The following is a 25,312-nucleotide window of genomic DNA, read 5'->3' as shown; positions in this document are numbered from 1 at the left end:
CGCCGCCCTGGGCGGACCTCACCCACAGTCAGGTTAGAACCACCGCCTCAACTTGGATTTGGCCGAGTCGGAAAGCGTCATCTTGATGAAGCGTTCCAAGTTGTCCGGGTCTGGATGGCCTCTAGTGGCGCTCGCTCTTTCATCCCAGGTATCAAAATCATTGATGTCCTTGGCAGCATAGACGCCAACGCCATGACGAAGCGCGATTTCCTCAATACGCACCGCTTCTGGAGAATCCCTGAAGTCCCGTCCCGCTGTGTGGTAGATCACATAGGACTTTGTTGCAGCCTCTCTGTGCGCCAAAGCCTCCAGCACGCCCTTGATCGAAATATCGTATGCCGGCTTAACCTCGAAGCTGAATACATCGAGGATCTTGTCGGGCAAGAATTCATATTTCTTCACCCCGACCACGACAAGATCGGGACGCGACCAACTGCCGCCAGTATCACGCCGCCCCTGCAACGCAGTGATCTCGCAATGGGACTCGTACAGGCCAAGCCTCGCTGCCCAGCTTTTCTGAAGCTGCCGCAAGACAGGTTCATAAAGTTCAAGTTCACGGATATCGGTCTGAACAAGCGCGCTGGCTTCGGAAATCAGTTCACTGACCTTTTCCTGACGCGCCGCCGCCTCTGCCACGACAACCGGATTGTCATTCCCAGCAAGAATGACTGTGCCGCCGTTCCCTCGGCCTTTTTCAATCTTGCCGGCCTCGAAAAGCTGCTGGTGGATTCCCCAGTATTTCTCGTCGGCCCAGCCCAGCAATTCGCGCAGTGCCCGGTTCCCAATCCTGCCATCCGCCGCCCGGACGGCATCGAGGAAAACATCAATATCCTTTTTTCGCGCCACGGGACTTCTCCACGCTGTCCAGACCTATCTATATTTTTAGTACAACGCCCGTCACCGCGGCACCTGAACCACCTTGACCGCGCCGCCCTGGGCGGAAAGCGCGATCTCGCCCGTCGCCAGCCGCAGCGCGTCGCGGCCGAAGACCTCGGCCCGCCAGCCATGCAGCGCCGGCAGGTCGCGCGCGCCCGAGGCGATGGCGTCCAGATCGGCGGCCGAGGCGATCAGCCGCGGCGCCACGCCCGCCGCATCGGCCTTGGCTTTCAGCAATACGCGCAGAAGGTCGGCCAGCGCCGCATTGCCTGGCCGGCCCGGTTCCTCGGGCGCGGGCTTGGGCAGGTCGCGGGCCTCGACCCCCGCCTTGACCGCGGCGAGGATGCCGTTGGCGATCTCGCCCCGGCGCGCGTCGCGCAGAAGCAGCCGCGACTTGGCCAGATCGGCCTCGGTCAGCGGCTTGGTCGAGGCCAGCTCGATCAGCGCATCGTCCTTGAACACCCGGGCGCGGGGAATGTCGCGTTCCTGCGCATAGGTCTCGCGGAAGCGCGCGAGTTCGCGCACCACGGCCAGGAAGCGCGGCGAGCCGGAACGGGTGCGCACCCGCTCCCACGCCTCTTCCGGACGGGTGATGTAGGTTTCGGGATTCAGAAGCACCGCAACCTCTTCGGCCAGCCAGGGCGCCCGGCCGGTCTTGTCGAGCTGGGCCGAGAGGAATTCGTAGATCGCCCGCAGATGCGTCACGTCGGCCAGCGCATAGGCCGCCTGCGCCTCCGAGAGCGGCCGGTGCGACCAGTCGGTGAAGCGCGAGCTCTTGTCCAAGGGCTGGCGGGCGATCTTCTTGACCAGCGTCTCATAGCCGACCTGCTCGCCGAAGCCGCAGACCATGGCGGCGATCTGGGTATCGAAGAGCGGGTCGGGCATGACGCCGGCATCGTGGAAGAAGATCTCCAGATCCTGCCGCGCGGCGTGGAAGACCTTGACCGTCGCCTTGTGGCGGAACAGGTCGTAGAGCGGCTCCAGCGACAGCCCCTCGGCCAGAGGGTCGATCAGCACCGCGGCGCCGCCCGCCGCCTTGGCGGCCGAGGCCGGCGGCAGCGCCGCCTGGATCAGGCAGAGCTTGGAATAATAGGTCCGCTCGCGCAGGAATTCGGTGTCGAGCGTGACATAGGGCTGGGCCTTGGCCAGTTCACAGAATTCGGCCAGTTCGGCCGTGGTGGCGATGGTGCGGATCTCGGTCTTGCGGTCGGTCTGTGCAGTGGCTGGCATAGGGCTCTTTCAAGGGGCGGCGGGTCATCCGCCGGGCGATTCCCTCCGGCAATATCGAAGGTTCGCAGAAATTCAAGGCATTACCCGGCGTTTCACAAAGGTTCTATGTCACCCTGTGCCCGCATTGCCTCGAATTCGGTCACGAATGCGGCCAGGGTGCCGCGGGCGATGGCCTCGCGCAGCCCGGCCATCAGCTCTTGGAAGTAATGCAGGTTGTGCCAGGTCAGCAGCATGCCCGAGATCATCTCGCCGGCGCGGAAGACATGGTGCAGATAGGCGCGGGAATAGCCGGTGCAAGCCGGGCAGCTGCAGTTTTCATCCAGCGGGCGCGGGTCGTCGGCATGGCGCGCGTTCTTGACATTGACCTGGCCGCGCCGGGTCCAGGCCTGCCCGGTGCGGCCAGAGCGCGAGGGCAGCACGCAATCCATCATGTCCACGCCGCGCAGCACCGCGCCGACGATGTCGTCGGGCTTGCCGACGCCCATCAGGTAGCGCGGCTTGTCCTCGGGCAGGAAGCCGGGGGCATAGTCCAGCACGCCGAACATCGCCTCCTGCCCCTCGCCCACGGCAAGGCCGCCGATGGCGTAGCCCTCGAAGCCGATGGATTTCAGAGCCTCGGCCGATTCCTCGCGCAGCTCGCGGGTGACGCCGCCCTGCATGATGCCGAAAAGCGCGTGGCCCGGCCGGTCGCCGAAGGCGTCGCGGCTGCGCTGCGCCCAACGCATCGACATGCGCATGGATTTCGCCACCACCTCCTCGGAGGCGGGCAGGGCCGGGCATTCGTCGAAGGCCATGACGATGTCCGAGCCCAGCAGGCGCTGGATCTCCATGCTGGTCTCGGGCGACAGGAAATGCTTGGAGCCGTCGACATGGCTGGAAAAGGTCACGCCCTCTTCGGTCAGCTTGCACAGGCTGGACAGCGACATGACCTGAAAGCCGCCCGAATCGGTCAGGATCGGGCGCGGCCAGTTCATGAACCGGTGCAACCCGCCCAGCCGGGCGATGCGTTCGGCGCCGGGGCGCAGCATCAGGTGATAGGTGTTGCCCAGCAGGATGTCGGCGCCGGTGGCGCGCACCGATTCGGGCAGCATGGCCTTGACGGTGGCGGCGGTGCCGACCGGCATGAAGGCGGGGGTGCGGATCTCGCCGCGCGGCGTGTGGATCACACCGCTGCGGGCGCGGCCGTCGGTGGCCGAAACGGAGAAATGGAATCTGTCGCTCATGCCCGCGCAGATAGGCGGTTTCGCAGCCGGATGCAAAGCCGGCCTACATCCCCGCCGCGCGCAAGAGTTTCGCGCGTCCGGGGGGAATGGCGCGGATCTCCAGCCCGGTGAAGACATGCAGCGTGTCCAGCTGCCGGTCCACCACCGCATGGTCGCTGACCCAGCCCCCCATGGCGAGGTATGAGCGCAGAAGCGGCGGCATCGCCGCCATGGCGCGGCGCGGGTCGGCCTTGCGCAGCCGCAGCGCCCGGGCAAAGCGAAAGACTTGCGGCGCCTTCACCCGCGGCAGCCAGCGCTTCGGCGCCAGATGCCGCTCGCGCAGCATGGCAAAGGCGTCCTCGTAGCCATGGGTGTCGGTGCCCATGAAGCTGGAACAGCCGAACAGCATCTCGACGTCCTCCTCGTCCACATGCCGCGCCAGCGCCCCCCAGGCGAGGCGCAATATGTCCGGGTCCTGCCATTCGGGATGGATGCAGAATCGGCCGATCTCGACCATGCGGCCGCGGAAATCGCGCAAACGGGACAGGTTGTAATAGCGCGCCGAATAGCTGTCGCCGATCTCGGCCCCGCCGGACAGGGTCAGCATGCGGAAGCAGGCGACCAGCCGGCCCGAGGCACCGTCGCGAATCAGCACATGGGCGCAGCGATCGTCGTAATCGTCGGCATCCAGCGCCTCCGCTGCCTCGGCATCCCGGCCCCGGCCGCGAAAGCACAGCCAGCGCAGCCGCTGCGCCTCGCGGATCTGCCCTGCGCTCTCGGCGAAACCGATCTCGTAGCGGCCCTTGCTGAGTGACATCATGGCGCCCTGCCCGTCCGTGAACTGGCCCCGATCCGACTTGTTACCGCCCATCCTGCGCTTATCTTGTAACAGCAGCATAGCAGGATTGAAGGGCCAAGATGTCGGAACGGATCATCAAGACGGAAGCGGAATGGCGGGCGCAGCTGGACCCGGAAACCTATCGCGTCACCCGGCAGGCGGGAACCGAGCGGCCGTTCTCGCATCCGGGCTTCCCGCAGGGGCCGGGCCATTACGAATGCGTCTGCTGCGGGGCGCGGCTGTTCGACGGCGACGCCAAGTTCGAAAGCCATTGTGGCTGGCCCAGCTTTTCCCGGCCCGGGGGCAGGATCGACGAGCATCGCGACACCAGCCACGGCATGATCCGCACCGAGGTGCGCTGCCACCGCTGCGATGCGCATCTGGGCCATGTCTTTCCCGACGGGCCCCCGCCGACCGGGCTGCGCTATTGCATCAACGGCGTGGCGCTGCGCTTCGTGCCCGAGCCGGGCTGAGCGCCCGCGCCCTCCCGCGCCGGTCAGTCGCGCAACAGGTCGCTGGCCTGGACGCGGCCGACATTGCCCAGCAGCTGGCGGACCAGGCCGAGGCTGGCGACCCCGGTATCGGTCACGCGCCGCGACAGCACCACGACTCGGCCGCGCTCCAGCCCGAAATGCTCGACATTGCTGACCACGCCGTTCTCGGCAAAGCTGACGGCCACCACCTGGCGGTCGATCTCGCGCGGCTGCCGGGGCCCGTAGAACTCCCAGCGCGAGCCGACGTAATACCAGGCCGAGCCGGTCAGCAGCCCCTGGGCCGAGGGCCGGCCGATCAGCCCCTCTAGCTGGGATTGCGAGGTCTGGCCGACCACGACCTGGGCCAGCTGCTCCTGGGGCGGAACATAGCCATGGTTGCGATAGGTGGCCTGGCAGGCGGAAAGGCCAAGAGGCGCGGCCAATGCGAAACCCATGAGCTGCCGCCGGGAAATCTTCATCTTCTCTCTGTCCCCTTACGCGCCTGTTGACGCCGCGCGACCGGCTTAGCAAACTCATGCCCCGCGCTCAAGAATATCCAGACCCAGGGCAAGTCCGCCCGCGAAAGGCCACCGATGACCGATTCCAAAGCCCCGCAGACCCGGTTCCGGGTGGCCCACCTGAACCCGCGCCAGCCGACCGGTTTCGCGCTGGCCCCCGATGCCGCGGCGCGCGCGGCGCTGGCGGCCGAGCTGGGACTGAACGCCCTGCCCCGGCTGCGCTTTTCCGGCAGCATCCGCGCCGTCTCCAGCGACGCCTGGGAGGTGACGGGCACGCTTGCCGCCCGCGTCGTGCAGCCCTGCGTGGTGACGCTGGCCCCGGTCGCCACCAGCCTGCAGGAGGAGGTGCATCGCCTGTTCTCGCCCCATGCCGCCGCCCCCGAGGGCGACGAGGTCGAGATGCCCGATGACGAGCTCGAGCCGCTGGGGCAGTTCATCGATATCGAAGCGATCATGGTCGAGGCCCTGGCGCTGGCGCTGCCGCTCTATCCGCGCGCCGAAGGGGCCGCGCTGGACGCGCCCGAACCCGGGCCCGCGGCCGAGACCCGCAAGCCCTTCGCCGGGCTCGCGGACTTGTTGAAACACCCGAAGAACGAATCGTAACCTAGGCGGAACGCTGGGTTATCTGCCAGTTCGGCGAAATCTCGGGTCCCAGGTTCAGCGGCGCCAGCATCCCCTGGCCCAGGATATGATCGGCGGCCTTCTCGCCGGTCATGATCGAGGGCGCGTTCAGGTTGCCATTGGTGATGCGCGGAAAGATCGAGCTGTCGGCGACGCGCAGCCCCTCGACCCCGATCACCCGCAGCTCGGGATCGACCACCGCCATGTCGTCGTCCCGCCGGCCCATGCGCGCCGTGCCGCAGGGGTGAAAGGCCGACTCGGCATGCTCGCGGATGAAGGCGTCGATCTGATCGTCGCTCACCACATCCTCGCCGGGCTGGATCTCGTAGCCCTTGTATTCCGCAAACGCCGGCTGCTCGAAGATCTCGCGGGTCAGCCGCACGCAGGCGCGGAACTCGGCCCAGTCGTCGGGATGCGACATGTAGTTGAAGCGGATCTCGGGCGCCTGTTTCGGATCGGCCGATTTCAGCCGCACCGTGCCGCGCGACTTGGACCGCATCGGCCCGACATGGACCTGGAAGCCATGCCCCTCGGCCGCCGCCCTGCCGTCATAGCGCACGGCAAGCGGCAGGAAGTGATACTGGATGTCCGGATATTCCACCCCGGCGGCCGAACGGATGAAGCCGCAGCTCTCGAACTGGTTCGAGGCGCCCAGCCCCGTCCCCGTCGCCAGCCATTGCGCCCCGATCGAGCCTTTCCCCCACAGGTTCCAGTGCTTGTAAAGCGTGATGGGCTTGGTCGCGGTATATTGCATGTAGACCTCCAGGTGATCCTGCAGGTTCGCCCCCACCCCGGGCCGGTCCGCCCGAACCTCGATGCCATGTTCGCGCAGGTGGTCCGCCGGCCCGATCCCCGACAGCATCAGCAGCTTCGGCGTGTTGATCGAGCTGGCCGAAAGGATCACCTCATGTTTCGCCCGGAACACGTTGACACCGCGGGTATTCCTGACCTCGACGCCGACCGCGCGGCCATCCTCGAAGACCACGCGCTGCGCCAGCCCGCGCCGCAGCCGCAAGCGGCCGGTGGCCTGCGCCGGGCGCAGATAGGCATTGGCGGCCGACCAGCGCCGGCCTTCCCAGATCGTCGCCTCCATGGCGCCGAAACCCTCCTGCCGGGCGCCGTTGTAATCCTCGGTCGTCGGATAGCCGGCCTCGCGCCCGGCGCGGATGAAGGCGTTGAACAGCGGGTTCTTGCGCGAGCCGCGGGTCACATGCAGCGGCCCCTCGGTGCCGCGATAGTCGCTGACCGCGCCATGCGAGCTTTCCATGCGCTTGAAATAGGGCAGCACATCGGCATAGGCCCAGCCGTCGGCGCCGCTCTCGGCCCAGAAGTCGAAATCCCGGGCATGGCCGCGCACGAAGACCATGCCGTTGATCGAGGACGAGCCCCCGACCACCTTGCCGCGCGGCGTCACCAGCCGGCGCCCGCCCAGATGCGGCTCGGGCTCGGACGAAAACCCCCAGTCATAGCGGCGCATGTTCATCGGATAGGACAGCGCCGCCGGCATCTGGATGAAGGGCCCGACATCGCTGCCGCCATATTCGATGATGTCCACCCGCTTGCCGGCCATCACCAGCCGATAGGCCAGCGCGCAGCCGGCCGAGCCGGCGCCGACGATGACGTAATCCGGGATCATGCCCTGACCTCCTGCACCGCCCTGCGGGCTTTCTCTGTTTTCCAAATACCCATGCCCACCGCGCCACAGGCGCGGCGCCGATCAATAGGGCGCATCGACGCCTCCCATGCCGACATAGACCGATTTCAGCTGCGAATAATGCTCGATGGCCGCGGCCGAGTTCTCGCGGCCGATCCCCGACAGCTTGACGCCGCCGAAGGGCGCCTCGACCGGGGTCAGGTTATAGGCGTTGATCCAGGTGGTTCCGGCCTGCAGCGCCGCCGCCATCCGGTGGCCGCGCGCCAGGTCGCGGGTGAACACCCCCGCCGCCAGCCCATAGGGCGAGGCGTTGGCGCGGGCGACCACCTCCTCCTCGGTCGCGAAGCCCAGCACCGACATGACCGGGCCGAAGATCTCCTCGCGCACGATCCACATCTCGTCCGAAGCATCGGCAAAGACGGTGGGCGGGACAAAGGCGCCCTCGCCCGGGCCGCCGCAGACCAGCCGCGCGCCCTCCTCGCGGCCGCGGGCGATGGCGGCGCGGATCTTCGCCGCCTGGGCCGGGCTGACGATGGGGCCGTGCTGGGTTTCCCCGTCCAGCGGATCGCCGATCCGGACCTTCGCCACCCGCTCGGCCAGCCGGTCCAGGAAGGCGGGCAGGATGCCTTCCTGCACGAAGACCCGGGTGCCGTTCGAGCAGATCTGCCCCGAGGAATAGAAATTCGCCAGCATCGCCGCGCCGACCGCATCCTCGAGGCTGGCGTCGTCGAAGACGATCAGCGGCGACTTGCCGCCCAGTTCCATGGTGACATGGCGCATGCCCTCGGCCGCCGCGGCATAGACCTTCTGCCCGGTCGCGACCGAGCCGGTCAGCGAAACCTTGGCGACGCGCGGGTCCGTGACCAGCGCCGCCCCGACCGCGCCGCGTCCCTGCACGACGTTGAAGATGCCGGCCGGCAGCCCGGCCTCGGTCAGGATCTCGGCCAGTTTCAGGGCGCCCAGCGGCGTTTCCTCGCTGGGCTTGAAGACCATGGCATTGCCCATGGCCAGGGCCGGCGCCGCCTTCCAGCAGGCGATCTGGCTGGGATAGTTCCAGGCGCCGATGCCGGCGCAGACCCCCAGCGCCTCGCGGATCGTATAGACGAAATCCCCGCCCAGCGGGATCGCCTGCCCGGTCACCGTCGGCGCCAGCCCGCCGAAATATTCCAGCGCATCGGCGCCCGATGGCCAGTCGGCCACCCGCGTCTCCTGGATCGGTTTGCCGGTGTCCAGGGTTTCGAGCCGCGCCAGTTCCTCGGCCCGCTCGCGGATGATCTGCGCCGCCCGGATCAGCACCCGGCCGCGCTCGACCGGGCGCAGCGCCGCCCAGGCCGGCTGGGCGGCGGCGGCCGCGGCGGTGGCGCGGGTCACCTGGTCGCGGGCCGCCTCGCGCAGATGCGCGATGACCTCGCCGGTATAGGGGTAATGCACCGGCAAGGCCTCGCCCTCGCCCTCGACGAAGGCGCCGTCGATATAAAGGCTTGCGGCCGGTTGCGCGTCATGGCTCATGGCAACACCTTCTCCAGATAATCCAGCGTCATGCGTTCGGCGGCGGCGGCATCGGCCTCGTTGGACAGTGCCGCGCGCAGGTAAAGCCCGTCGATCAGCGCCCCCAGCGTGCGGGCGATGCGTTCGGCCCCCGCGCCGGCCAGCGGCCGCAGCGCCACCAGCAGGTTCGAGCTGAGCCGCCGGTGATAGACGCGCAGAAGCCGCGCCGCCTCGGGCTCGACCAGCGCCAGCGCATAGAAGTTCAGCCAGGCGGCGATGGTGTCGCGCTCGAAATTGGCGCCGTCGAAACTCGCGGCGACGATGGCGTCCAGCCGCTGGCGCGGGGTCACCGCCCCCTTCAGCGCCGCCCGGGTCGAGGCACCGTATTGCGCGAGGATATGCCGCATCGCCGCCAGGAAGATCCGCTCCTTCGAGCCGAAATAGTGATGCGCCAGCGCCGAGGACATGCCCGCCTCGCGCGCGATCTGCGCCACGGTCACGTCCAGAGAGCCCGCGCGCCCCACGGTGGCGATTGCGGCGTTGATCAGCGCCGCCTTTCGGATAGGTTCAGCACCAAGCTTGGGCATGACAGGACACCGTTTTGCCGTTTCGTTCGAAAATTCGCGCAAGAGACCCGCATCTGGCAGATCTTTGATTGACTCGTCAATCAATAAAAGCCTTAATTGACTCACCAGTCAACAAACCAGGGAGATAAAGATGACATTTCGCCGCACCGCCGCAGCTCTTGCCGCCGGGTTGGTCGCATCGCTCGCCACGACCGGCATTGCTGCGGCAGAAGAGCCGATGGCGTGCCGCAAGGTCGTCTTCTCGGATGTCGGCTGGACCGATATCACCGCCACCACGGCGCTGGCCACGACCGTGCTGCAGGGGCTGGGCTACCAGACCGAAATCAAGATCCTGTCGGTGCCGGTGACCTATACCGCGATGGCCAAGGACGATGTGGACGTGTTCCTGGGCAACTGGATGCCGACGATGGAGGCCGATATCGCCCCCTATCGCGAGGCCGGCACGGTCGAGATCGTGCGCACCAACCTGACCGGCGCGAAATACACTCTGGCGACCAACAAGGCCGGGGCCGAGCTCGGCATCGACGACTTCGGCAAGATCGCCGCGCAGAAGGACGCGCTGGAGGGCAAGATCTACGCCATCGAGCCCGGCAATGACGGCAACCGCCTGCTGCTGGAAATGGTGGCCGAGAACAAGTTCGACCTCGGCACCTTCGAGGTCGTCGAAAGCAGCGAACAGGGCATGCTGGCACAGGTTTCCCGCGCCGACGCCTCGGGCAAGCCGGTGGTCTTCCTCGGCTGGGAACCGCATCCGATGAACGCGCAGTTCGAGATGACCTATCTGGCCGGCGGGGACGATGTCTTCGGCCCGGATTTCGGCGGCGCGCGGGTCGATACCAACACCCGCACCGGCTATGTCGAGGAATGCCCGAATGTCGGCAAGTTCCTGCAGAACCTGGAATTCAGCCTGCCCATGGAGAACGAGGTCATGGGTCTTATCCTGAACGACGGCGAGGCCCCGGCCGACGCGGCGCTGAAATGGCTGAAGGCCAACCCGGACGCGGCGAAGCCCTGGCTGGCCGGCGTGACCGCGGCGGATGGCGGCGATGCCGCCGCGGCCCTGGACAAGCTCCTGTCCCGGTAAGGGGCCGGCCCTTGCCCGCGCCGTCCTGTTCATGGGACGGTTCCATCCACCCTGACCGGGACCAGCCGCCCGGGGTCCCGGCACCGCGTCACCCCGGCGCATGCCGCCCCCCGAGCCCCGATCATCCCGCACGGCAGAAAGAAAGGGACGCATGGACCAACTGACTGCACTTCTGACCGATACGAAGATCCCGGTGGGCAGGACCGCCAAGGCGATCTTCGACTGGCTGAACGCCAATGCCGCATTCATCTTCAACGCCATCTCGAAGCTGCTCGACGGGCTGATCAACGGCATCCTGAGAATGCTGGAATTCCCGCATCCGCTGATCTTCACCCTGCTGGCCGTGGCGCTGACCTGGGCCCTGCAGCGCAACTGGAAGACCTGCCTGCTGGTGGGGCTGGGCTTCCTGTTCATCCTCAACCAGGGCTATTGGGACGAGACCATGCAATCGCTGACGCTGGTGCTGTCGGCCTGCGTGGTCTGCATGGCGATCGGCGTGCCCATCGGCATCGCCGCCGCGCACCGGCCCCGGCTCTATGCCTGGATGCGCCCGGTGCTGGACCTGATGCAGACGCTGCCGACCTTCGTCTACCTGATCCCGGCCATCGTCTTTTTCGGCATCGGCATGGTGCCGGGGCTGATCGCGACGGTGATCTTCGTGCTGCCGGCCCCGATCCGGCTGACGCATCTGGGCATCAGCTCGACCCCCAAGGCGCTGGTCGAGGCCGCCATCGCCTTCGGCGCCACCCCGCGCCAGCTGCTGTGGAAGGTCGAGCTGCCCTCGGCCACCTCGCAGATCATGGCGGGGCTGAACCAGACCATCATGCTGTCGCTGTCGATGGTGGTGATCGCGGCGCTGGTCGGCGCCTCGGGCCTGGGGGTGCCGGTGGTGCGGGCACTGAACAGCGTGAACACGTCGCTGGGATTCGAAAGCGGCTTCATCATCGTGGTGGTCGCGATCATGCTGGACCGGATGCTGCGGGTAAGGGGGCACGATGACTGAGCGCATGGACGCCGCGCGCAACGCGGTCGAATTCGACAACGTGAACATCGTCTTCGGCGACGCGCCCCAGGCCGCGCTGCCGCTGATGGACCAAGGGCTGGAACGCGGCCCGATCAAGGCCGAGACCGGCCAGGTGCTGGGCGTGCACAATTGCTCGCTGGCCGTGCGCGAGGGCGAGATCCTGGTGCTGATGGGGCTCTCCGGCTCGGGCAAGTCCACGCTGCTGCGGGCGGTGAACGGGCTTAACGCGGTCTGCCGCGGCGAGGTGCGGATCTGGGACGGCGACCGCATGGCCTCGGTCACCAAGGCCTCGGGCGCCGAGCTGCGCCGGCTGCGGCGCGAGCGCATCGCCATGGTCTTCCAGCAATTCGGCCTGCTGCCCTGGCGTTCAGTGCGCGAAAACGTGGGCCTCGGGCTGGAACTCGCCGGCATCCCCGCCGCCGAACGGCGCAAGCGCGTCGATGCGCAGCTGGCCACCGTCGGCCTAACCGAATGGGCCGAGCGCAAGGTGGGCGATCTCTCGGGCGGCATGCAGCAGCGCGTGGGCCTGGCCCGCGCCTTCGCCACCGAGGCGCCGATCCTGCTGATGGACGAGCCCTTCTCGGCGCTCGACCCGCTGATCCGCAACCGGCTGCAGGACGAGCTACTGGAGCTGCAGGAGCGGTTCCGCCGCACCATCGTCTTCGTCAGCCACGACCTCGACGAGGCGTTCCGCATCGGCAACCGCATCGCGCTGATGGAGGGCGGCCGCATCGTGCAGGTCGGCACCGCGCGCGAGATCATCGCCAATCCGGTCAATGCCTATGTCGAGGATTTCGTCGCCCACATGAACCCGCTGGCGGTGCTGACCGCCGAGGACATGGCCGAACCCGGCGATCTGGCGGGCGAGCCCATCGACCGCGAGACCCCGGTGCGCGAGGTCATCCAGATGATGACCGAAACCGGCGCCGATGCGCTGGCCCTGCAGGGCGGCGGAAAGGTGACGCGGCAGGGCATCATGTCCCGGCTGGTCTCGCGGCGCGGCCAGGGCGGCGGCGCGGTCGAACACTGAACCATCCCCTGTTGCAGCAAGACCATGGCCCGCCCCGCAATCTCCGCGGGGCGGGTTGCCTCGAATCGCGCGATGTGCCTATCAAGGGCCCTGTTCCGCAACCTCGACAGAAAGGGCACCGGCATGACCACCATTCCCGCCGCTTCGGCCGCCGCCTTTCGCGGGGTGAACCGACGCCAGGACCGGCGTTGACGGAACCCGTTCAGGGCATCCCTCTCCGGGACTGAGCTTCCCCATCTTCGCCGCCGGCCGACGCCCCGCGATGTCGCAGGGGCGCTGTCCGTCGCCTTTTCGACCATCGCAACATGAGGGCCGCACCGTGCAGAACGGGCGGCTGGACAGGATGACCCTTGCAACCATCCGTGCCGCGCGGGAGCTCCGCGCGCCCCTGGACGAACTGATCGAGACCCACGGGCTGCTGCGCGTCAGCCTGGCGCTGCTGCGCGCCGCCCTGCGGCGGGGCGGCAGGCGGCCGCCGCCGGTCCACACGCTTCCCGACCACCTGCTGCGCGACATCGGGATCGAGCCCGAGCGGCGCGGCCGGAACTACTGGGACCTGCGCTAGTCGCGGGTCGCGCCGGGCGGCGGGGTGACCAGGCCCCGCCGCAGCCGCGCCTCGCGCCAGGTGATATAGCTGATCGCGCCGATCATGAGAGCGCCACCGACCAGCACCCACAGGTCGACCGGCTCGGCAAAGACCAGCGCGCCCAGCAGGCTGGCCCAGATCAGCTGCAGCAGCGTCACCGGCTGCGTCACCGTCAGCGGCGCCGAGACGAAGGCGCGGGTCATGGCGTAATGCCCGGCCGTGGCGAACAGCGCGGTGCAGGCCAGCACCGCGCATTGCAGCAGGCTGGGCGGCACCCAATGCAGCGCCGCGATGGGCGCCAGACCGATGCAGACCGTCAGCGACATCATCGCCACCACGACCGAGGCCGGCACATGCTCGGACAGCCGCTTGGCGACCAGGTAGGACAGGCCGAAGGTGACCGAGGCGCCGAGCTGCGCCAGGTGGCCGGGCTCCAGCGCCCGGATGCCGGGCCGCAGCACGATCATCGCCCCCGCCAGCGCCACGGCGATGGCCAGCGCCCGCCGCCAGGACACGCGCTCGCCCATCAGCAGCGCCGCGCCGACCGTCACCACGATGGGGTTGAGAAAGCCGATGGCGGTGACCTCGGCCACGGTGATGCGCGCCATGGCATAGAACCACAGGATCACCGCCAGCACATGCAGCCCGCCGCGCAGCGCGAACAGCGCCCAGATGCGCGGGGTGAAGCCGCGCCGCAGCGCCGGCCCCAGGGCCGGGACCAGCAGCAGCAGGCCGAAGGCGAAACGGATGAAGGCCCCCTCGGCCGCGGGCAACGCCTCGCCCAGCCAGCGCACGGTGCCATTGACGCCCACGAAGCACAGTCCGGCCGCCAGCATCCAGAAGATGCCGCTCAGGTCGCTGCGTGTCTTGGCTGGGCCCTGCGTCATCCTGCCGCCATGCCCTGTCGCCCGGCCGGGCGCAAGGGTCAGCCGTTCAGCACCAGTCCCAGCGCGATCGACCACATCACCAGCCCGACCAGCCCGTCCAGCACCCGCCAGGCCAGCGGCCGCGCGAACAGGGGCGACAGCCAGCGCGCGCCATAGCCCAGCGAAAAGAAGAAGATCACCGAGGCGGACACCGCCCCGGCGACGAAGCCCGATTTGTCCTCCCATCCCGCCGAGATCGAGCCGATCAGCACCACCGTATCCAGCCAGACATGCGGGTTGAGCCAGGTCAGCGCCGCCAGCACCCCCAGCGTGGCGGCCAGGCCGGCGGCCCCCTGCCCGGCCCGCAGGCTCTCGCCGCCCCGCCATGCGGCGCGAAAGGCCCGCGCGCCATAGGCCAGCAGGAACGCCGCCCCGCCCCAGCGCATCGCCTCCAGGAACCACGGCGCGCGGGCGGCCAACGCCCCGGCGCCCAGCACCCCCGCGGTGATCAGCACCGCATCCGACAGCGCGCAAAAAGCGCAGGTCGCCAGCACATGACGGCGCATCAGCCCCTGCTTCAGCACGAAGGCGTTCTGCGCCCCGATGGCGACGATCAGCGACAGGGCGGTGCCCAGACCGGCAAGATAGGCATGCATGCAGCTCTCCTTTCGTCCCGTCTTGCCGACACGACCGCCTTCAGGCAAATTCAAAATCATTACCTAGATTAAGGCTGGCTTCATGCTCGACTATGCCGCGCTCAGCGCCCTGTCCGAGATCATCCGTCGCGGCAGCTTCGAAGCGGCGGCCGCGGCGCTCGGCGTCACGCCCTCGGCGGTCTCGCAGCGCATCAAGGGGCTCGAGGAGCGGCTGGGCCAGGTGCTGATCCATCGCGGCCCGCCCGCCACCGGCACCCAGACAGGGCTGCGGCTGATGCAGCATCTCGACCAGGTGCGGCTTCTGGAAAGCACGCTCGCGGCCGGGCTGCAGCCATCCGCCGGCCCGGCGGTGCTGCGGCTGGCGGTGAATGCCGACAGCCTCGCCACCTGGTTTCCGCCGGTGATGGCGGCGCTGCCGGTGCTCTACGACCTGGTGCTGGACGACCAGGACCATGCCCGCGACTGGCTGCGGCAGGGCCAGGTCTCGGCGGCGATCAGTTCGGACCCCGACCCGGTGCCGGGCTGCGACGCGCTGCCCTTGGGCGCGATGCGCTACCAGGCGCTGGCGACACCGGATTTCCTCGCCCGGCATTTCCCGCACGGCGTGACCGAACCCGCCCTGCGCGCAGCCCCGGCGATCATCTTCAACGCCAAGGACGCGCTGCAATCCCGCTGGGCCGAACAGGCCACCGGCCGGCGCCTGCACCTGCCCGGCCACCGGATCCCGGCCTCGGAACCCTTCGCCCGCGCGGTGGAGCTCGGCCTCGGCTGGGGCATGATCCCGGAAAGCATGGCCGCCCCGGCGCTGCGCCAGGGCCGGCTGCGCCCGCTGGTCCCCGGCCTGCCGCTGGACGTGGCGCTGCATTGGCACGTGCAGCGCGCCATGGCCCCCGCCCTCGCCCCCCTGACCGCCGCCATAAGAAAAAGGGCCGCAGCAGAACTGCGACCCTGACTTCTCTGTTTGCCAAATACCCCCGCCGGAGGCGGAAGCTCAAAGCTGCGCCGCCACATCCTCGGGAATGTCGAAATTCCCGGTGACGTTCTGCACGTCGTCGTCCTCCTCCAGCGCGTCCAGCAGCTTCATCAGCTTCTGCGCCGTCTCCAGGTCGATCTCGGTCGGCGCCTGCGGCTTCCAGATCAGCTTGGCATGCTCGGATTCGCCCAGGCTGGCCTCCAGCGCATTCGAGACTTCGGCCAGGTCGGTGTCCGAGGTATAGATCCAGTGCCCGTCCTCGTCGCTCTCGACATCCTCGGCCCCGGCCTCGATGGCGGCCAGCATCACCGTGTCGGCATCGCCGGCATCAGGCTTGTAGAGGATCTCGCCCTTGCGGTCGAACATGAAGCTGACCGAGCCGGTCTGCCCCAGGTCGCCGCCGTATTTGGTGAAATAGCTGCGCACGTTGGACGCGGTGCGGTTGCGGTTGTCGGTCATCGCCTCGACGATGATGGCGATGCCGTTCGGGCCGTAGCCCTCATAGCGGATCTCGTCGTAATTCTCGGCATCGCCGCCCTGCGACTTCTTGATGGCGCGGTCGATCACGTCCTTCGGCATCGAGTTCGACTTGGCTTCCTTCACCGCTAGGCGAAGGCGCGGGTTCTTGTCGGGGTCGGGGTCGCCCATCTTGGCGGCGACGGTGATTTCTTTGGCCAGTTTCGAAAACAGCTTCGAGCGCAGCTTGTCCTGCTTGCCCTTGCGATGCTGGATATTGGCCCATTTGGAATGGCCTGCCATGGTATTTCCCAGAATTTGGATATGTGCAGCGGCTTTTAGTCAGCCGGGGGCCGGGCCGCAAGCATTACGCCCGATTCCGGACGATCTCGGCCAGCACATAGAGCCGCAGCGCCGTGGCCAGCCCCACCTCGGGCGGGCGGGCTGCGTCGATCTCGGCGATCAGCGTCGCGGTGGTGCGGCCAGCGGCGCGGGCCAGTTCGCGCAGCTCGCGCCAGAAGGCATCCTCGAGGCTGACCGAGGTGCGGTGCCCGCCGATGGTGACCGAGCGTTTGACCGGCGCGGACATCGGCGGCAGCGCCAGGGGCATCAGCTCAATCATCGCCATGCCCGGGATCCTCGCGGCGGTGCTGGTCCAGATGCCGGGCGGCCCGCGCGACCGCGTCCTCCTCGGCCAGCCTCTGGGCCTTGCTGCGGCCGAACCTGGCCGCATTCTCCTCGCCCTGCCGGCGGGCGGCGTCGCGGGCGGCGTTCTTGCGCGCCGCCCTCAGGTTGATGACCTTGCCGGGGCCGGTCACATCAGTCCTCGGGACCGATCATCTGCTCGGGGCGGACGATGCGGTCGAAGGTCTCGCCATCGACGAAGCCCAGCGCGATCGCCTCCTCGCGCAGCGTGGTGCCGTTCTTATGCGCGGTCTTGGCCACCTTGGTCGCGTTGTCATAGCCGATGGTCGGCGCCAGCGCCGTCACCAGCATCAGCGATTCCTGCATCAGCTTCTCGATGCGCGGGATGTTCGCCTCGGTGCCGACCACCATGTTGTCGGTGAAGGACCCCGCCGCATCGCCCAGCAGCTGCATGGATTGCAGCACGTTGTAAGACATCATCGGGTTGTAGACGTTCAGCTCGAAATGGCCCTGCGAGCCGGCAAAGCCGATGGCGGCGTCATTGCCCATGACATGGGCGCAGACCATGGTCAGCGCCTCGGCCTGTGTCGGGTTCACCTTGCCCGGCATGATCGACGAACCCGGCTCGTTTTCCGGCAGGATCAGCTCGCCCAGGCCCGAGCGCGGGCCCGAGCCCAGCAGCCGCATGTCGTTGGCGATCTTGAACAGGCTTGCCGCCACCGTCTTCAGCGCGCCCGAAAAGAACACCATCGCGTCATGCGCCGCCAGCGCCTCGAACTTGTTCGGCGCGGTGACGAAGGGCAGATCGGTGATCTCGGCGATCTTGGCGGCGATGGCCGTGTCCCAGCCCTTCTTGGTGTTCAGCCCGGTGCCGACGGCGGTGCCGCCCTGCGCCAGCTCGTAGATGTCGCCAAGCGCCAGCTTCACCCGCTCGATGCCCTTGGCGACCTGATGCGCATAGCCGCCGAATTCCTGGCCCAGCGTCAGCGGCGTGGCGTCCTGGGTATGGGTGCGGCCGATCTTGATGATATCCTTGAATTCCTCGGACTTCGCCACCAGCGCCTTGTGCAGCTTTTCCAGCCCCGGCAGCAGCACGTCGCGCGCCTGCATGGCGATGGCGACATGCATCGCAGTCGGGAAGGTGTCGTTCGAGGACTGGCCCATGTTCACATGGTCGTTCGGATGCACGGGCTTCTTCGAGCCCATCTCGCCGCCCAGGATCTCGATGGCGCGGTTCGAGATCACCTCGTTCGCGTTCATGTTCGACTGCGTGCCCGATCCGGTCTGCCAGACCACAAGCGGGAAGTTGTCGTCGAACTTGCCGGCGACCACTTCCGAGGCCGCCTGCACCATGGCCTTGCCGATCTCGGGGTCCAGCTTGCCGCTGGCCATGTTCACCTCGGCCGCGGCCTGCTTGATCACCCCCAGGGCGCGGATGATCGCCACCGGCTGCTTCTCCCAGCCGATGGGGAAGTTCTGGATCGAGCGTTGGGTCTGCGCGCCCCAATACTTGTCGGCAGGCACCTCCAGCGGGCCGAAGCTGTCGGTCTCGGTGCGGGTGGTCTTGGTCATGGCATGCTCCCTCACGGTGTTGTGGGGGTTCTAGGCCCGATGGCAGGGATTCGCAATCGGCATGCCGTGGTATGCCATGCGCTAACAGCGTCTTACTTGCGCCATTTGTCCAGGCTGACCACCTCGGCGCCGCCCTTCGGCCCGTCCTCGTCCGGACCGTCGGGCTCGGCCTCCTGCTCTTCCTCGACTTCGTCCTCGTCCTCATCCTCTTCGTGGTTCTCGAATCGCAGGCCGAATTCGACCGAAGGGTCCACGAAGGTGCGCAGCGCGTCGAAGGGAATATAAAGCGGCTCGGGCGAGTTGCCGAAGTTCAGCGTGATGTGGAAGCCATCCGGCGTGACCGAAAGATTCTCGAACCAGTGCTGGATGACGATGGTCATCTCCTCGGGATAACGCTCGCGCAGCCAGTCGGCCATCTCGACATCCGAATCGCGGGTGTCGAAGGTGATGAAGAAATGATGCTCGCCGGGCAGCCCCTCCTTCGCGACCGCCTGCAGCACATCCGCGATCAGCCGCTGCATGGCCCGGTGCATCATTCCGCCGTAATCTATTCCGCGTGCCATGGCGTCCTCCGTCGTGATTGGGGGCCAGCATAGGGAAATGAGGCCGCTTGAAAAGCCCCTTGCGCCGCTCCCAGGCAGGACCGCCAGCCGGTTTCTTCGTTCCCCAAATACCCAAAAAGCCGCGCCGGAAGCGCGGCTGCAAAGCCATGGGATCATGGGGAAAGATGGCGCGGTTGACGGGGCTCGAACCCGCGACCCCCGGCGTGACAGGCCGGTACTCTAACCAACTGAGCTACAACCGCGCATCTTTTCGGCGATAGGCAATGTGGTGGTGGCGCGGTTGACGGGGCTCGAACCCGCGACCCCCGGCGTGACAGGCCGGTACTCTAACCAACTGAGCTACAACCGCGCAGACCACTTCCCCGGATCGCCGTCCGGGGTGCGAGGGGGTTTACGCACGGGGCCGGGCGGCGTCAAGGCCGTTCTTGCGCAAAAATGCAGGGGCGCCCCGAAAGGCGCCCCCATTCCGTCCGGCAAACCGCCGCAAGGCTTATTTCCGCACGGTCTTCTCGTCGAAATCCGGCAGGGCTTCCAGCTCGGCCTTGGTGTAGTTGGTGGCGAAGAAGGTGTCGTTGCCGATGGTCACCAGATGGATGGCATCCACGCCCAGCAGGACCTTCTTGGCGCCGATGCCCAGGAAGCCGCCGATATCGGCGACATAGCCGACGACCTGGCCCGAATCATCCAGCACGACGTCGTTCACCTTGGCGATGTCCTGCCATTCGGCCGGGCGCTCCTCGACCGCGGGATCGACCCATTCGGTGGTCGAGGGCTCGTTGGTGGTCCAGATCCGGCGGCTGGTCAGCCAGCTCGACAGCACGCCCGGCTCGGCTTCCGAGATGGCCGGCGGGTTGACGTCCGGCGGCGTGACCGGCGCCTCGGCGGCCGCGTCCGCGGCGGCATCGGCAGCGTCGCTCGCGGCATCGGCGGCATCCTCGGCGGCGCCGGCGGCATCCTCGGCCGCGCCCTCGGCCGCCTCGGGCACCGCATCGCCGGCGGGTGCATCCGGGGCCATTCCGGTTTCCGCGGCAGCCCCGGTCGCATCATTGGCGGCGTCGCTCGCCGCATCGGCGGCCTCGGCCGCATCATCGGCGGCCTGGGCAGCGGCGTCGCCGGTTTCCTCGGCAGCCTGATCGGCAGCCTGCTCGGCCTGATCGGCGGCCTGCTCGGCCTGATCGGCGGCGCTTTCCGCCGCGGTCGCGGCGTCCTCGACCTGCTCGGCCGGCATCTCGGCAGGGGGGGTGGTCTCGGTCTGGGCAAAGACGGGACTGGCAAGCGCCAAGGTGGCGGCGGCGATGACAAGAGGTTTCATGGACGATGTCCTTTCCGGTTGTCGTTGTTACGGATGGCGCTAGACCGCCATATGTCCGCCCAACGCCCGCATTCGCGGCATCGTTCCCATGAAATGGTGCCGAAACAATCACAAGGCGGAAATCCGCCCGTGATCCCGCCGCGAATCCGGCCCGGCTTCAGCGCCGCGCCGGATGGCTGATCCGGCCGCCGCAGACCGGCCCCGGCGCGCCGGTGGTGCCGGGCCCCGAGGTCGGCAACCCGCGCAGCACCCGCACCGCCAGCCAGCCGAAGGCCTGCGCTTCGAGCATGTCGCCGTCCAGCCCCGCCGCCTCGACCGGCGCGACGCGGGCCGGCAGGCGCGCCGCCAGCGCCGCCATCATCGCCGCGTTGTGCCGGCCGCCGCCGCAGACCAGGACCAGCTCCGGCGCCCGGTCCAGGGCCGCCAGCCCCGCCGCCACCGCCGCCGCCGCCGCATGGGTCAGCGTCGCCGCCGCGTCGGCATCGGAAAGGCCCGCCACCTCGGCCGCCAGCGCCGGGAAGGCGTCGCGGTCCAGCGATTTCGGCACCGGCCGGGCGAAATGCGGATGGCACAGGAAGCGGGCGATGACCGCCTCGTCCGGGCGGCCCTGCAGGGCCAGCCGCCCGCCCTCGTCCCGCGCCAGCCCGCGCCGGGCGCGCATCAGGTCGTTCACGGGCGCATTGGCCGGGCCGGTGTCGAAAGCGATGCAGGCCCCCGGCGCCTCGGGCGCGCCGGCGGCGGGATCGACGAGGGTCAGGTTGCCCACGCCGCCCAGGTTCAGGAAGGCGACCGGGGCGCGGGGCAGAAGCCCCTGCCCCATCGCCCATTCCGCGCAGGCCCAATGGAAGAAGGGCGCAAGCGGCGCGCCCTCGCCGCCCTGCCGCACATCCTCGGAGCGGAAATCCCAGACCACCGGCCGGCCCAGCCGCCGCGCCAGCGCGGCCCCGTCGCCGGCCTGATGCGTGCCCCGTCCCCCGGGATCATGCGCCAGCGTCTGGCCGTGATAGCCGACCAGCTCCGCCTCGGGGAAGCCTTCGGCCAGCGCGGCATGGGCGGCGACGGACAGCGCCGCCGCCTCGGCCACGTCGGGCCCGCCCGGCCATTGCCCCAGCGCCGCGTGCAGCAGACCCGATTCATTGCCGGAATAGGCGCGATAGGCGCTGCGGCCGAAGCCCGCGATACGCCGCCCGTCCGTCTCGATCATCGCCGCGTCCACCCCGTCCAGCGAGGTCCCCGACATCATCCCCAGCGCCCGGATCATCCTGCTTTCCCTTCGGCCTTTCCCCCGGTATATCCGCGCCATTCGAAAGGAACAGCCCATGACCTACCGTGCCAAATCCGATTTCCTGAACGTGATGATCGAACGCGGCTATCTGGCGGACTGCACCGACATGCAGGCGCTGGACGACGCCCTGATCGACGGCCCGGTGACGGCATATATCGGTTATGACGCGACGGCGGCCAGCCTGCATGTCGGGCACCTGCTGAACATCATGATGCTGCGCTGGTTCCAGAAGACCGGCAACCGCCCGATCACGCTGATGGGCGGCGGCACCACCAAGGTCGGCGACCCGTCCTTCCGGTCCGAGGAACGCCCGCTGCTGACCCCGCAGGCGATCCAGGCGAATATCGACGGCATGCAGCAGGTCTTCGCCCGCTACCTCGACTATGGCGAAGGGCGGGCGACGATGCTGAACAATGCCGAATGGCTGGACGGGCTGAACTACCTGGATTTCCTGCGCGACATCGGCCGGCATTTCAGCGTGAACCGGATGCTCAGCTTCGAATCGGTCAAGTCGCGGCTGGACCGCGAGCAGTCGCTGAGCTTCCTCGAATTCAACTACATGATCCTGCAGGCCTATGATTTCCTGGAACTGTATCGCCGCTATGGCTGCCGGCTGCAGATGGGCGGCTCGGACCAGTGGGGCAACATCGTCAACGGCATCGACCTGACCCGCCGCGTGCTGGATGCCGAGATCTGGGGCCTGACCTCGCCCTTGCTGACCACCTCGGACGGCCGCAAGATGGGCAAATCGGCCGGCGGCGCGGTCTGGCTGAACGGCGCCATGCTGTCGCCCTACGAGTTCTGGCAGTTCTGGCGCAACACCACCGACGCCGATGTCGGCCGCTTCCTGAAGCTCTATACCGAGCTTCCGGTCGAGGAATGCGACCGCCTCGGCCGGCTTTCCGGCTCCGAGATCAACGCCGCCAAGATCATCCTCGCCAACGAGGTCACGACGCTGCTGCACGGCGCCGAAGCCGCCGCCTCGGCCGAGGCGACCGCCCGCGAGGTCTTCGAGCAGGGCGGCGCCGGCGGCGATCTGGAGGTGGTGACCATCGGCGCCGATGCCTTGGCCTCGGGCCTGACGGTGGTGCAACTGCTGGCGCAGACCGGCATCACCGCCTCGGGCAAGGAGGCCAAGCGCCTGATCGCCGAGGGCGGGCTGCGGCTGAACAACGAGGCGGTCTCGGACCCGCAGTTGCCGGTCGACGCGGCGCTGATCGGCAAGGGGCTGAAGGTCTCGGTCGGCAAGAAGAAGCACCGCATGGTGCAGGTGGGATAAGCGAAGAGCGGCGCGCGACTTCTTCGCTCCCCCAATACCCCCAGCGACAGGGCCGGGGAAGCCCTGTCGCCCGCCCTCTACCGTTCGAATGCCAAGCGGGGGGTGTCCACTGCCGCTTTCTCACCCGCCCTGCCAGGCCCTCACCGCCTCCAGCGGCCAGAGCAGCATCAGCACGTTCAGCACCAGCCCGTCGCGGATCAGCCAGGTGGTCAGCGCCTCGAAGCCGATCACCATGGCGACCGAGGCCCAGACCGGCAGCCGCGCCGCCAGCACGAAGCCCAGCACCATCGCCAGGATATCCGCCACCGAATTGACCACGCTGTCGCCGTAATAGTCCAGCGAGATGGTCACCGCGCGGTAGCGCCCAATGATCGCGTCGGAATTCTCGACGATCTCCCAGGCGGATTCGACCAGCGTCGCGATCGCCAGCCGCCAGCCGAAAGACAGGCGCCGCGCCACCAGCCACAGCCCTGCATAGAACAGCAGCCCGTGGATGATGTGCGAGGGCGTATACCAGTCGGTCAGATGCTGCGAATTCTCGGAACTCATCGTCTCGCCGTGCCAGAGCTTGACATGGCCGCATGTGCAGATCGGCTCGCGCCCGATCCAGAGCAGCCAGGCCGCAGCCAGGAGGATGATGAGGAAGCTGGCCCAGTAAGGGGCGGATCGGCGCGTGAACATGGGGCGAGGTGAAATCATCTTCGCGGCGCGCTGTCCATGGCCCGCACGCTAGCCGGCCCGCAGCGCCGCCGCCATCACCCGGTCCAGCGCTTGCAGGAACCGCGCCCGCTCGGGTTTGCCGAAACCGCCGCCGCGGCCCTGGTGGAATGGGTCGGCGGCGCGGATGTCCTGCATCAGGTCGCGCGTCGCCAGCCGCGGGCCGATATTGCCCGGCGTCAGCACCTCGCCGTCGGGCTGCACGACCTGCGCGCCGGCCTTGAGGCAGCGGTCGGCCAGCGGCAGGTCGGTGGTGACCACCACGTCGCCCGGGCCGCAATGCGCCGCGATCCACTGGTCGGCCGCATCCGGCCCCTCGGGCACGATCACCAGCGACAGCAGCGGATTGGCCGGCGGCCGCAGCCCGCCGTTGCAGACCAGCACCATCGGCACGCGCAGCCGGGTCGCGACCCGTTCGGCCTCGGGTTTGACCGGGCAGGCGTCGGCGTCGATGTAAAGCGTGGTCATGCGGGGACTCCTTGAAGAAAAGCCCCGCGCGGGGCGGGGCTTTCGGGTCGGGCGGCGGGCTTATTCCTCGACCGTCACCTTGACCATGTAGTCGGGCTCGACCACCGAGCCGTTGGCGGCGGGATCGCCCTTCTTGACCGCGTTCAGCACATCCCAGCCATCGACCAGCTGGCCGACCACGGTATATTGCCCGTCAAGGAAGGTGGCCGGCGCCAAGTCGATGAAGAACTGGCTGTTGGCCGAATTCGGGTCCTGCGCCCGCGCCATGCCCACGGTGCCTGCCTGGAAGCTGACATCGTTGAACTCGGCCTGCAGGTCCGGCATGTTCGAGCCGCCCATGCCGGCCCGCGCGGTGTCGCCACCATGCTTGCCGAACTCGACATCGCCGGTCTGGGCCATGAAGCCGTCGATCACGCGGTGGAACACCACCCCGTCATAGGCGCCGGACTTCGCCAGCGTCACCAGCCGCTCGACATGCTTCGGTGCCTTGTCGTTATAGAGGTCCAGGACGATCCGGCCCTTGGCGTTCCCCTTGGCATCGGCGACCTCGATCACCAGGTTCGGGCCGGGGCCGTCGGTGACGCCCGGCAGACCCTCGGCCAGGACCGGATGGGCGGCCGCGCCGGCGGCCAGCAGCAGGGCGGAAGCCAGCAGCTTACTGCGCATCGGCCGCCACCTTCACCGAGATCATCCGGTCGGGATTCGCCGGCGGCTCGCCGCGGGCGATCTTGTCGACATGCTCCATGCCCTCGATGACCCGGCCATAGACGGTATATTGCCCGTTCAGGAAATGGTTGTCCTTGAAGTTGATGAAGAACTGGCTGTTGGCGCTGTTCGGGTTCATCGAACGCGCCGCGCCCAGCGTGCCGCGGTCATGCGGCAGGCGCGAGAACTCGGCCGGCAGGTCCGGCAGGTCCGAGCCCCCGGTGCCGGCGCGGCCCGGATTGTAGTTGTTTTCCATATTGGCATGTTCCACGTCGCCGGTCTGGGCCATGAAGCCCTCGATCACGCGGTGGAAGGCCACATTGTCGTATTTCCCGGCCCGGGCCAGTTCCTTCATGCGCTCGACATGTTTCGGGGCGACATCGGGCAGCAGCTCGATCACCACCGGGCCGTCCTTCAGCTCGATGATGACCGTGTTCTCGGGATCCTTGATCTCGGCCATGGGGGTCTCCTTCTGATGGCTTGGGCAAAGGCATAAGCATTTCGCTTCGCCCATACAACGCCGCCATTGCCCCCGGCGGTTCGCCGCCGTCCATGATTGCGGGGCCGGTTGACGAAAATGTCATGATGCGGGAAAACCGCGCAC

29 protein-coding genes and 2 tRNA genes are annotated in these 25,312 nt (G+C 68.0%); 8 read left to right on the top strand and 23 right to left on the bottom strand.

The features are described 5' to 3' along the window. Positions 1-33: 33 nt before the first annotated feature. The 4 genes from PARJ55_RS0108155 to PARJ55_RS0108140 form a co-directional block, all read right to left on the bottom strand. Entirely contained in the window at positions 34-846 is an 813-nt protein-coding gene (locus tag PARJ55_RS0108155; protein WP_028712587.1) for a hypothetical protein, read from the bottom strand. Positions 847-897: 51 nt separating this feature from the next. Then, the gene (gene rnd, locus PARJ55_RS0108150; protein ID WP_028712586.1) at positions 898-2,070 is read right to left on the bottom strand and encodes a ribonuclease D; all 1,173 of its coding nucleotides are present in this window, start codon (positions 2,068-2,070) and stop codon (positions 898-900) included. Positions 2,071-2,198: 128 nt separating this feature from the next. After that, entirely contained in the window at positions 2,199-3,329 is a 1,131-nt protein-coding gene (tgt, locus tag PARJ55_RS0108145; protein WP_028712585.1) for a tRNA guanosine(34) transglycosylase Tgt, read from the bottom strand. A 43-nt stretch (positions 3,330-3,372) separates the two neighbouring features. After that, entirely contained in the window at positions 3,373-4,128 is a 756-nt protein-coding gene (locus PARJ55_RS0108140; RefSeq protein ID WP_028712584.1) for a GNAT family N-acetyltransferase, read from the bottom strand. A 98-nt stretch (positions 4,129-4,226) separates the two neighbouring features. On the opposite strand from PARJ55_RS0108140, the gene msrB reads away from it, so the two are divergent. Next, positions 4,227-4,619, top strand: coding sequence for a peptide-methionine (R)-S-oxide reductase MsrB (gene msrB, locus PARJ55_RS0108135; RefSeq protein WP_028712583.1), 393 nt, complete (start codon positions 4,227-4,229; stop codon positions 4,617-4,619). A 23-nt stretch (positions 4,620-4,642) separates the two neighbouring features. Here msrB and PARJ55_RS0108130 read toward each other — a convergent pair whose 3' ends face one another. Then, positions 4,643-5,098: an outer membrane protein assembly factor BamE gene (locus tag PARJ55_RS0108130; RefSeq protein ID WP_051416190.1), complete on the bottom strand. Its 456-nt coding sequence runs from the start codon at positions 5,096-5,098 to the stop codon at positions 4,643-4,645. A gap of 114 nt (positions 5,099-5,212) precedes the next feature. Between PARJ55_RS0108130 and PARJ55_RS0108125 the strand changes: the two genes are divergently transcribed. Then, positions 5,213-5,740, top strand: coding sequence for a DUF177 domain-containing protein (locus PARJ55_RS0108125; protein WP_028712581.1), 528 nt, complete (start codon positions 5,213-5,215; stop codon positions 5,738-5,740). A 1-nt stretch (position 5,741) separates the two neighbouring features. Here the strand turns inward: PARJ55_RS0108125 and betA are convergent, their stop codons facing one another. The 3 genes from betA to betI form a co-directional block, all read right to left on the bottom strand. After that, positions 5,742-7,394 (bottom strand): choline dehydrogenase, encoded by a 1,653-nt coding sequence (gene betA, locus PARJ55_RS0108120; RefSeq protein WP_028712580.1) that lies wholly within the window; start codon positions 7,392-7,394, stop codon positions 5,742-5,744. 81 nt (positions 7,395-7,475) lie between these two features. Continuing rightward, the gene (gene betB, locus PARJ55_RS0108115) at positions 7,476-8,921 is read right to left on the bottom strand and encodes a betaine-aldehyde dehydrogenase (protein WP_028712579.1); all 1,446 of its coding nucleotides are present in this window, start codon (positions 8,919-8,921) and stop codon (positions 7,476-7,478) included. Further along, on the bottom strand, positions 8,918-9,487 hold the full coding sequence (gene betI / locus PARJ55_RS0108110) for a transcriptional regulator BetI (protein WP_028712578.1): 570 nt from the start codon (positions 9,485-9,487) through the stop codon (positions 8,918-8,920). The genes betB and betI overlap by 4 nt, the downstream gene beginning before the upstream one ends. A gap of 130 nt (positions 9,488-9,617) precedes the next feature. Here betI and choX point away from each other — a divergent pair, with 130 nt between their 5' ends. From choX to PARJ55_RS0108090, 4 genes are all read left to right on the top strand, one after another. Further along, complete coding sequence (gene choX / locus PARJ55_RS0108105) at positions 9,618-10,571, top strand: choline ABC transporter substrate-binding protein (RefSeq protein ID WP_028712577.1); 954 nt, start codon at positions 9,618-9,620, stop codon at positions 10,569-10,571. Positions 10,572-10,722: 151 nt separating this feature from the next. Beyond that, positions 10,723-11,574, top strand: a complete 852-nt coding sequence (gene choW / locus PARJ55_RS0108100) for a choline ABC transporter permease subunit (protein ID WP_028712576.1) — start codon at positions 10,723-10,725, stop codon at positions 11,572-11,574. Further along, positions 11,567-12,625 (top strand): choline ABC transporter ATP-binding protein, encoded by a 1,059-nt coding sequence (gene choV, locus PARJ55_RS0108095; protein WP_028712575.1) that lies wholly within the window; start codon positions 11,567-11,569, stop codon positions 12,623-12,625. Before choW ends, choV begins: the two co-directional genes overlap by 8 nt. 343 nt (positions 12,626-12,968) lie before the next feature. After that, positions 12,969-13,190, top strand: a complete 222-nt coding sequence (locus PARJ55_RS0108090; RefSeq protein WP_028712574.1) for a hypothetical protein — start codon at positions 12,969-12,971, stop codon at positions 13,188-13,190. On the opposite strand, the gene PARJ55_RS0108085 is transcribed toward PARJ55_RS0108090, so the two are convergent. Both PARJ55_RS0108085 and PARJ55_RS0108080 read right to left on the bottom strand, forming a co-directional pair. Then, positions 13,187-14,098: a DMT family transporter gene (locus PARJ55_RS0108085; protein WP_028712573.1), complete on the bottom strand. Its 912-nt coding sequence runs from the start codon at positions 14,096-14,098 to the stop codon at positions 13,187-13,189. The genes PARJ55_RS0108090 and PARJ55_RS0108085 overlap by 4 nt on opposite strands. Positions 14,099-14,136: 38 nt before the next feature. After that, the gene (locus tag PARJ55_RS0108080) at positions 14,137-14,733 is read right to left on the bottom strand and encodes a LysE/ArgO family amino acid transporter (RefSeq protein ID WP_028712572.1); all 597 of its coding nucleotides are present in this window, start codon (positions 14,731-14,733) and stop codon (positions 14,137-14,139) included. Between the two features lie 82 nt (positions 14,734-14,815). On the opposite strand from PARJ55_RS0108080, the gene PARJ55_RS0108075 reads away from it, so the two are divergent. Next, positions 14,816-15,685, top strand: a complete 870-nt coding sequence (locus tag PARJ55_RS0108075) for a LysR family transcriptional regulator ArgP (RefSeq protein ID WP_028712571.1) — start codon at positions 14,816-14,818, stop codon at positions 15,683-15,685. Positions 15,686-15,724: 39 nt separating this feature from the next. Here the strand turns inward: PARJ55_RS0108075 and PARJ55_RS0108070 are convergent, their stop codons facing one another. From PARJ55_RS0108070 to PARJ55_RS0108030, 9 genes are all read right to left on the bottom strand, one after another. Further along, positions 15,725-16,465, bottom strand: coding sequence for a YebC/PmpR family DNA-binding transcriptional regulator (locus PARJ55_RS0108070; protein WP_028712570.1), 741 nt, complete (start codon positions 16,463-16,465; stop codon positions 15,725-15,727). A 64-nt stretch (positions 16,466-16,529) separates the two neighbouring features. Continuing rightward, on the bottom strand, positions 16,530-16,790 hold the full coding sequence (locus PARJ55_RS0108065; protein ID WP_371255954.1) for a ribbon-helix-helix domain-containing protein: 261 nt from the start codon (positions 16,788-16,790) through the stop codon (positions 16,530-16,532). Then, complete coding sequence (locus PARJ55_RS0108060; RefSeq protein WP_028712568.1) at positions 16,777-16,980, bottom strand: DUF4169 family protein; 204 nt, start codon at positions 16,978-16,980, stop codon at positions 16,777-16,779. Before PARJ55_RS0108060 ends, PARJ55_RS0108065 begins: the two co-directional genes overlap by 14 nt. Before the next feature lies 1 nt (position 16,981). Continuing rightward, entirely contained in the window at positions 16,982-18,379 is a 1,398-nt protein-coding gene (gene fumC, locus PARJ55_RS0108055; RefSeq protein ID WP_028712567.1) for a class II fumarate hydratase, read from the bottom strand. Positions 18,380-18,471: 92 nt separating this feature from the next. Continuing rightward, complete coding sequence (locus tag PARJ55_RS0108050; RefSeq protein ID WP_028712566.1) at positions 18,472-18,942, bottom strand: SspB family protein; 471 nt, start codon at positions 18,940-18,942, stop codon at positions 18,472-18,474. Positions 18,943-19,107: 165 nt separating this feature from the next. Next, positions 19,108-19,184 (bottom strand) — tRNA-Asp (locus PARJ55_RS0108045). 30 nt (positions 19,185-19,214) lie between these two features. Then, positions 19,215-19,291, bottom strand: a tRNA-Asp gene (locus PARJ55_RS0108040). 141 nt (positions 19,292-19,432) lie between these two features. After that, positions 19,433-20,254: a PRC-barrel domain-containing protein gene (locus PARJ55_RS21640; RefSeq protein WP_036697126.1), complete on the bottom strand. Its 822-nt coding sequence runs from the start codon at positions 20,252-20,254 to the stop codon at positions 19,433-19,435. Between the two features lie 157 nt (positions 20,255-20,411). After that, the gene (locus tag PARJ55_RS0108030) at positions 20,412-21,515 is read right to left on the bottom strand and encodes an anhydro-N-acetylmuramic acid kinase (RefSeq protein ID WP_028712565.1); all 1,104 of its coding nucleotides are present in this window, start codon (positions 21,513-21,515) and stop codon (positions 20,412-20,414) included. Between the two features lie 58 nt (positions 21,516-21,573). On the opposite strand from PARJ55_RS0108030, the gene tyrS reads away from it, so the two are divergent. Beyond that, entirely contained in the window at positions 21,574-22,818 is a 1,245-nt protein-coding gene (gene tyrS / locus PARJ55_RS0108025) for a tyrosine--tRNA ligase (protein ID WP_028712564.1), read from the top strand. 120 nt (positions 22,819-22,938) lie between these two features. Here the strand turns inward: tyrS and PARJ55_RS0108020 are convergent, their stop codons facing one another. From PARJ55_RS0108020 to PARJ55_RS0108005, 4 genes are read right to left on the bottom strand one after another with little or no spacing between them, the layout of a single operon-like run. Next, a complete protein-coding gene (locus PARJ55_RS0108020; RefSeq protein WP_028712563.1) occupies positions 22,939-23,499 on the bottom strand; it encodes a DUF2585 domain-containing protein in 561 nt (186 codons plus the stop codon). A 48-nt stretch (positions 23,500-23,547) separates the two neighbouring features. Then, positions 23,548-24,003: a YaiI/YqxD family protein gene (locus tag PARJ55_RS0108015; protein WP_028712562.1), complete on the bottom strand. Its 456-nt coding sequence runs from the start codon at positions 24,001-24,003 to the stop codon at positions 23,548-23,550. 60 nt (positions 24,004-24,063) lie between these two features. Beyond that, positions 24,064-24,669, bottom strand: a complete 606-nt coding sequence (locus tag PARJ55_RS0108010; protein ID WP_028712561.1) for a peptidylprolyl isomerase — start codon at positions 24,667-24,669, stop codon at positions 24,064-24,066. After that, a complete protein-coding gene (locus tag PARJ55_RS0108005; RefSeq protein ID WP_028712560.1) occupies positions 24,659-25,168 on the bottom strand; it encodes a peptidylprolyl isomerase in 510 nt (169 codons plus the stop codon). The genes PARJ55_RS0108010 and PARJ55_RS0108005 overlap by 11 nt, the downstream gene beginning before the upstream one ends. Positions 25,169-25,312 lie beyond the last annotated feature (144 nt).

It is taken from the genome of Paracoccus sp. J55 (assembly GCF_000513975.1).
Classification (GTDB): domain Bacteria; phylum Pseudomonadota; class Alphaproteobacteria; order Rhodobacterales; family Rhodobacteraceae; genus Paracoccus.
Note: the sequence above shows the minus strand (reverse complement) of the source record. Positions and strands in the feature narration are given on the sequence as shown.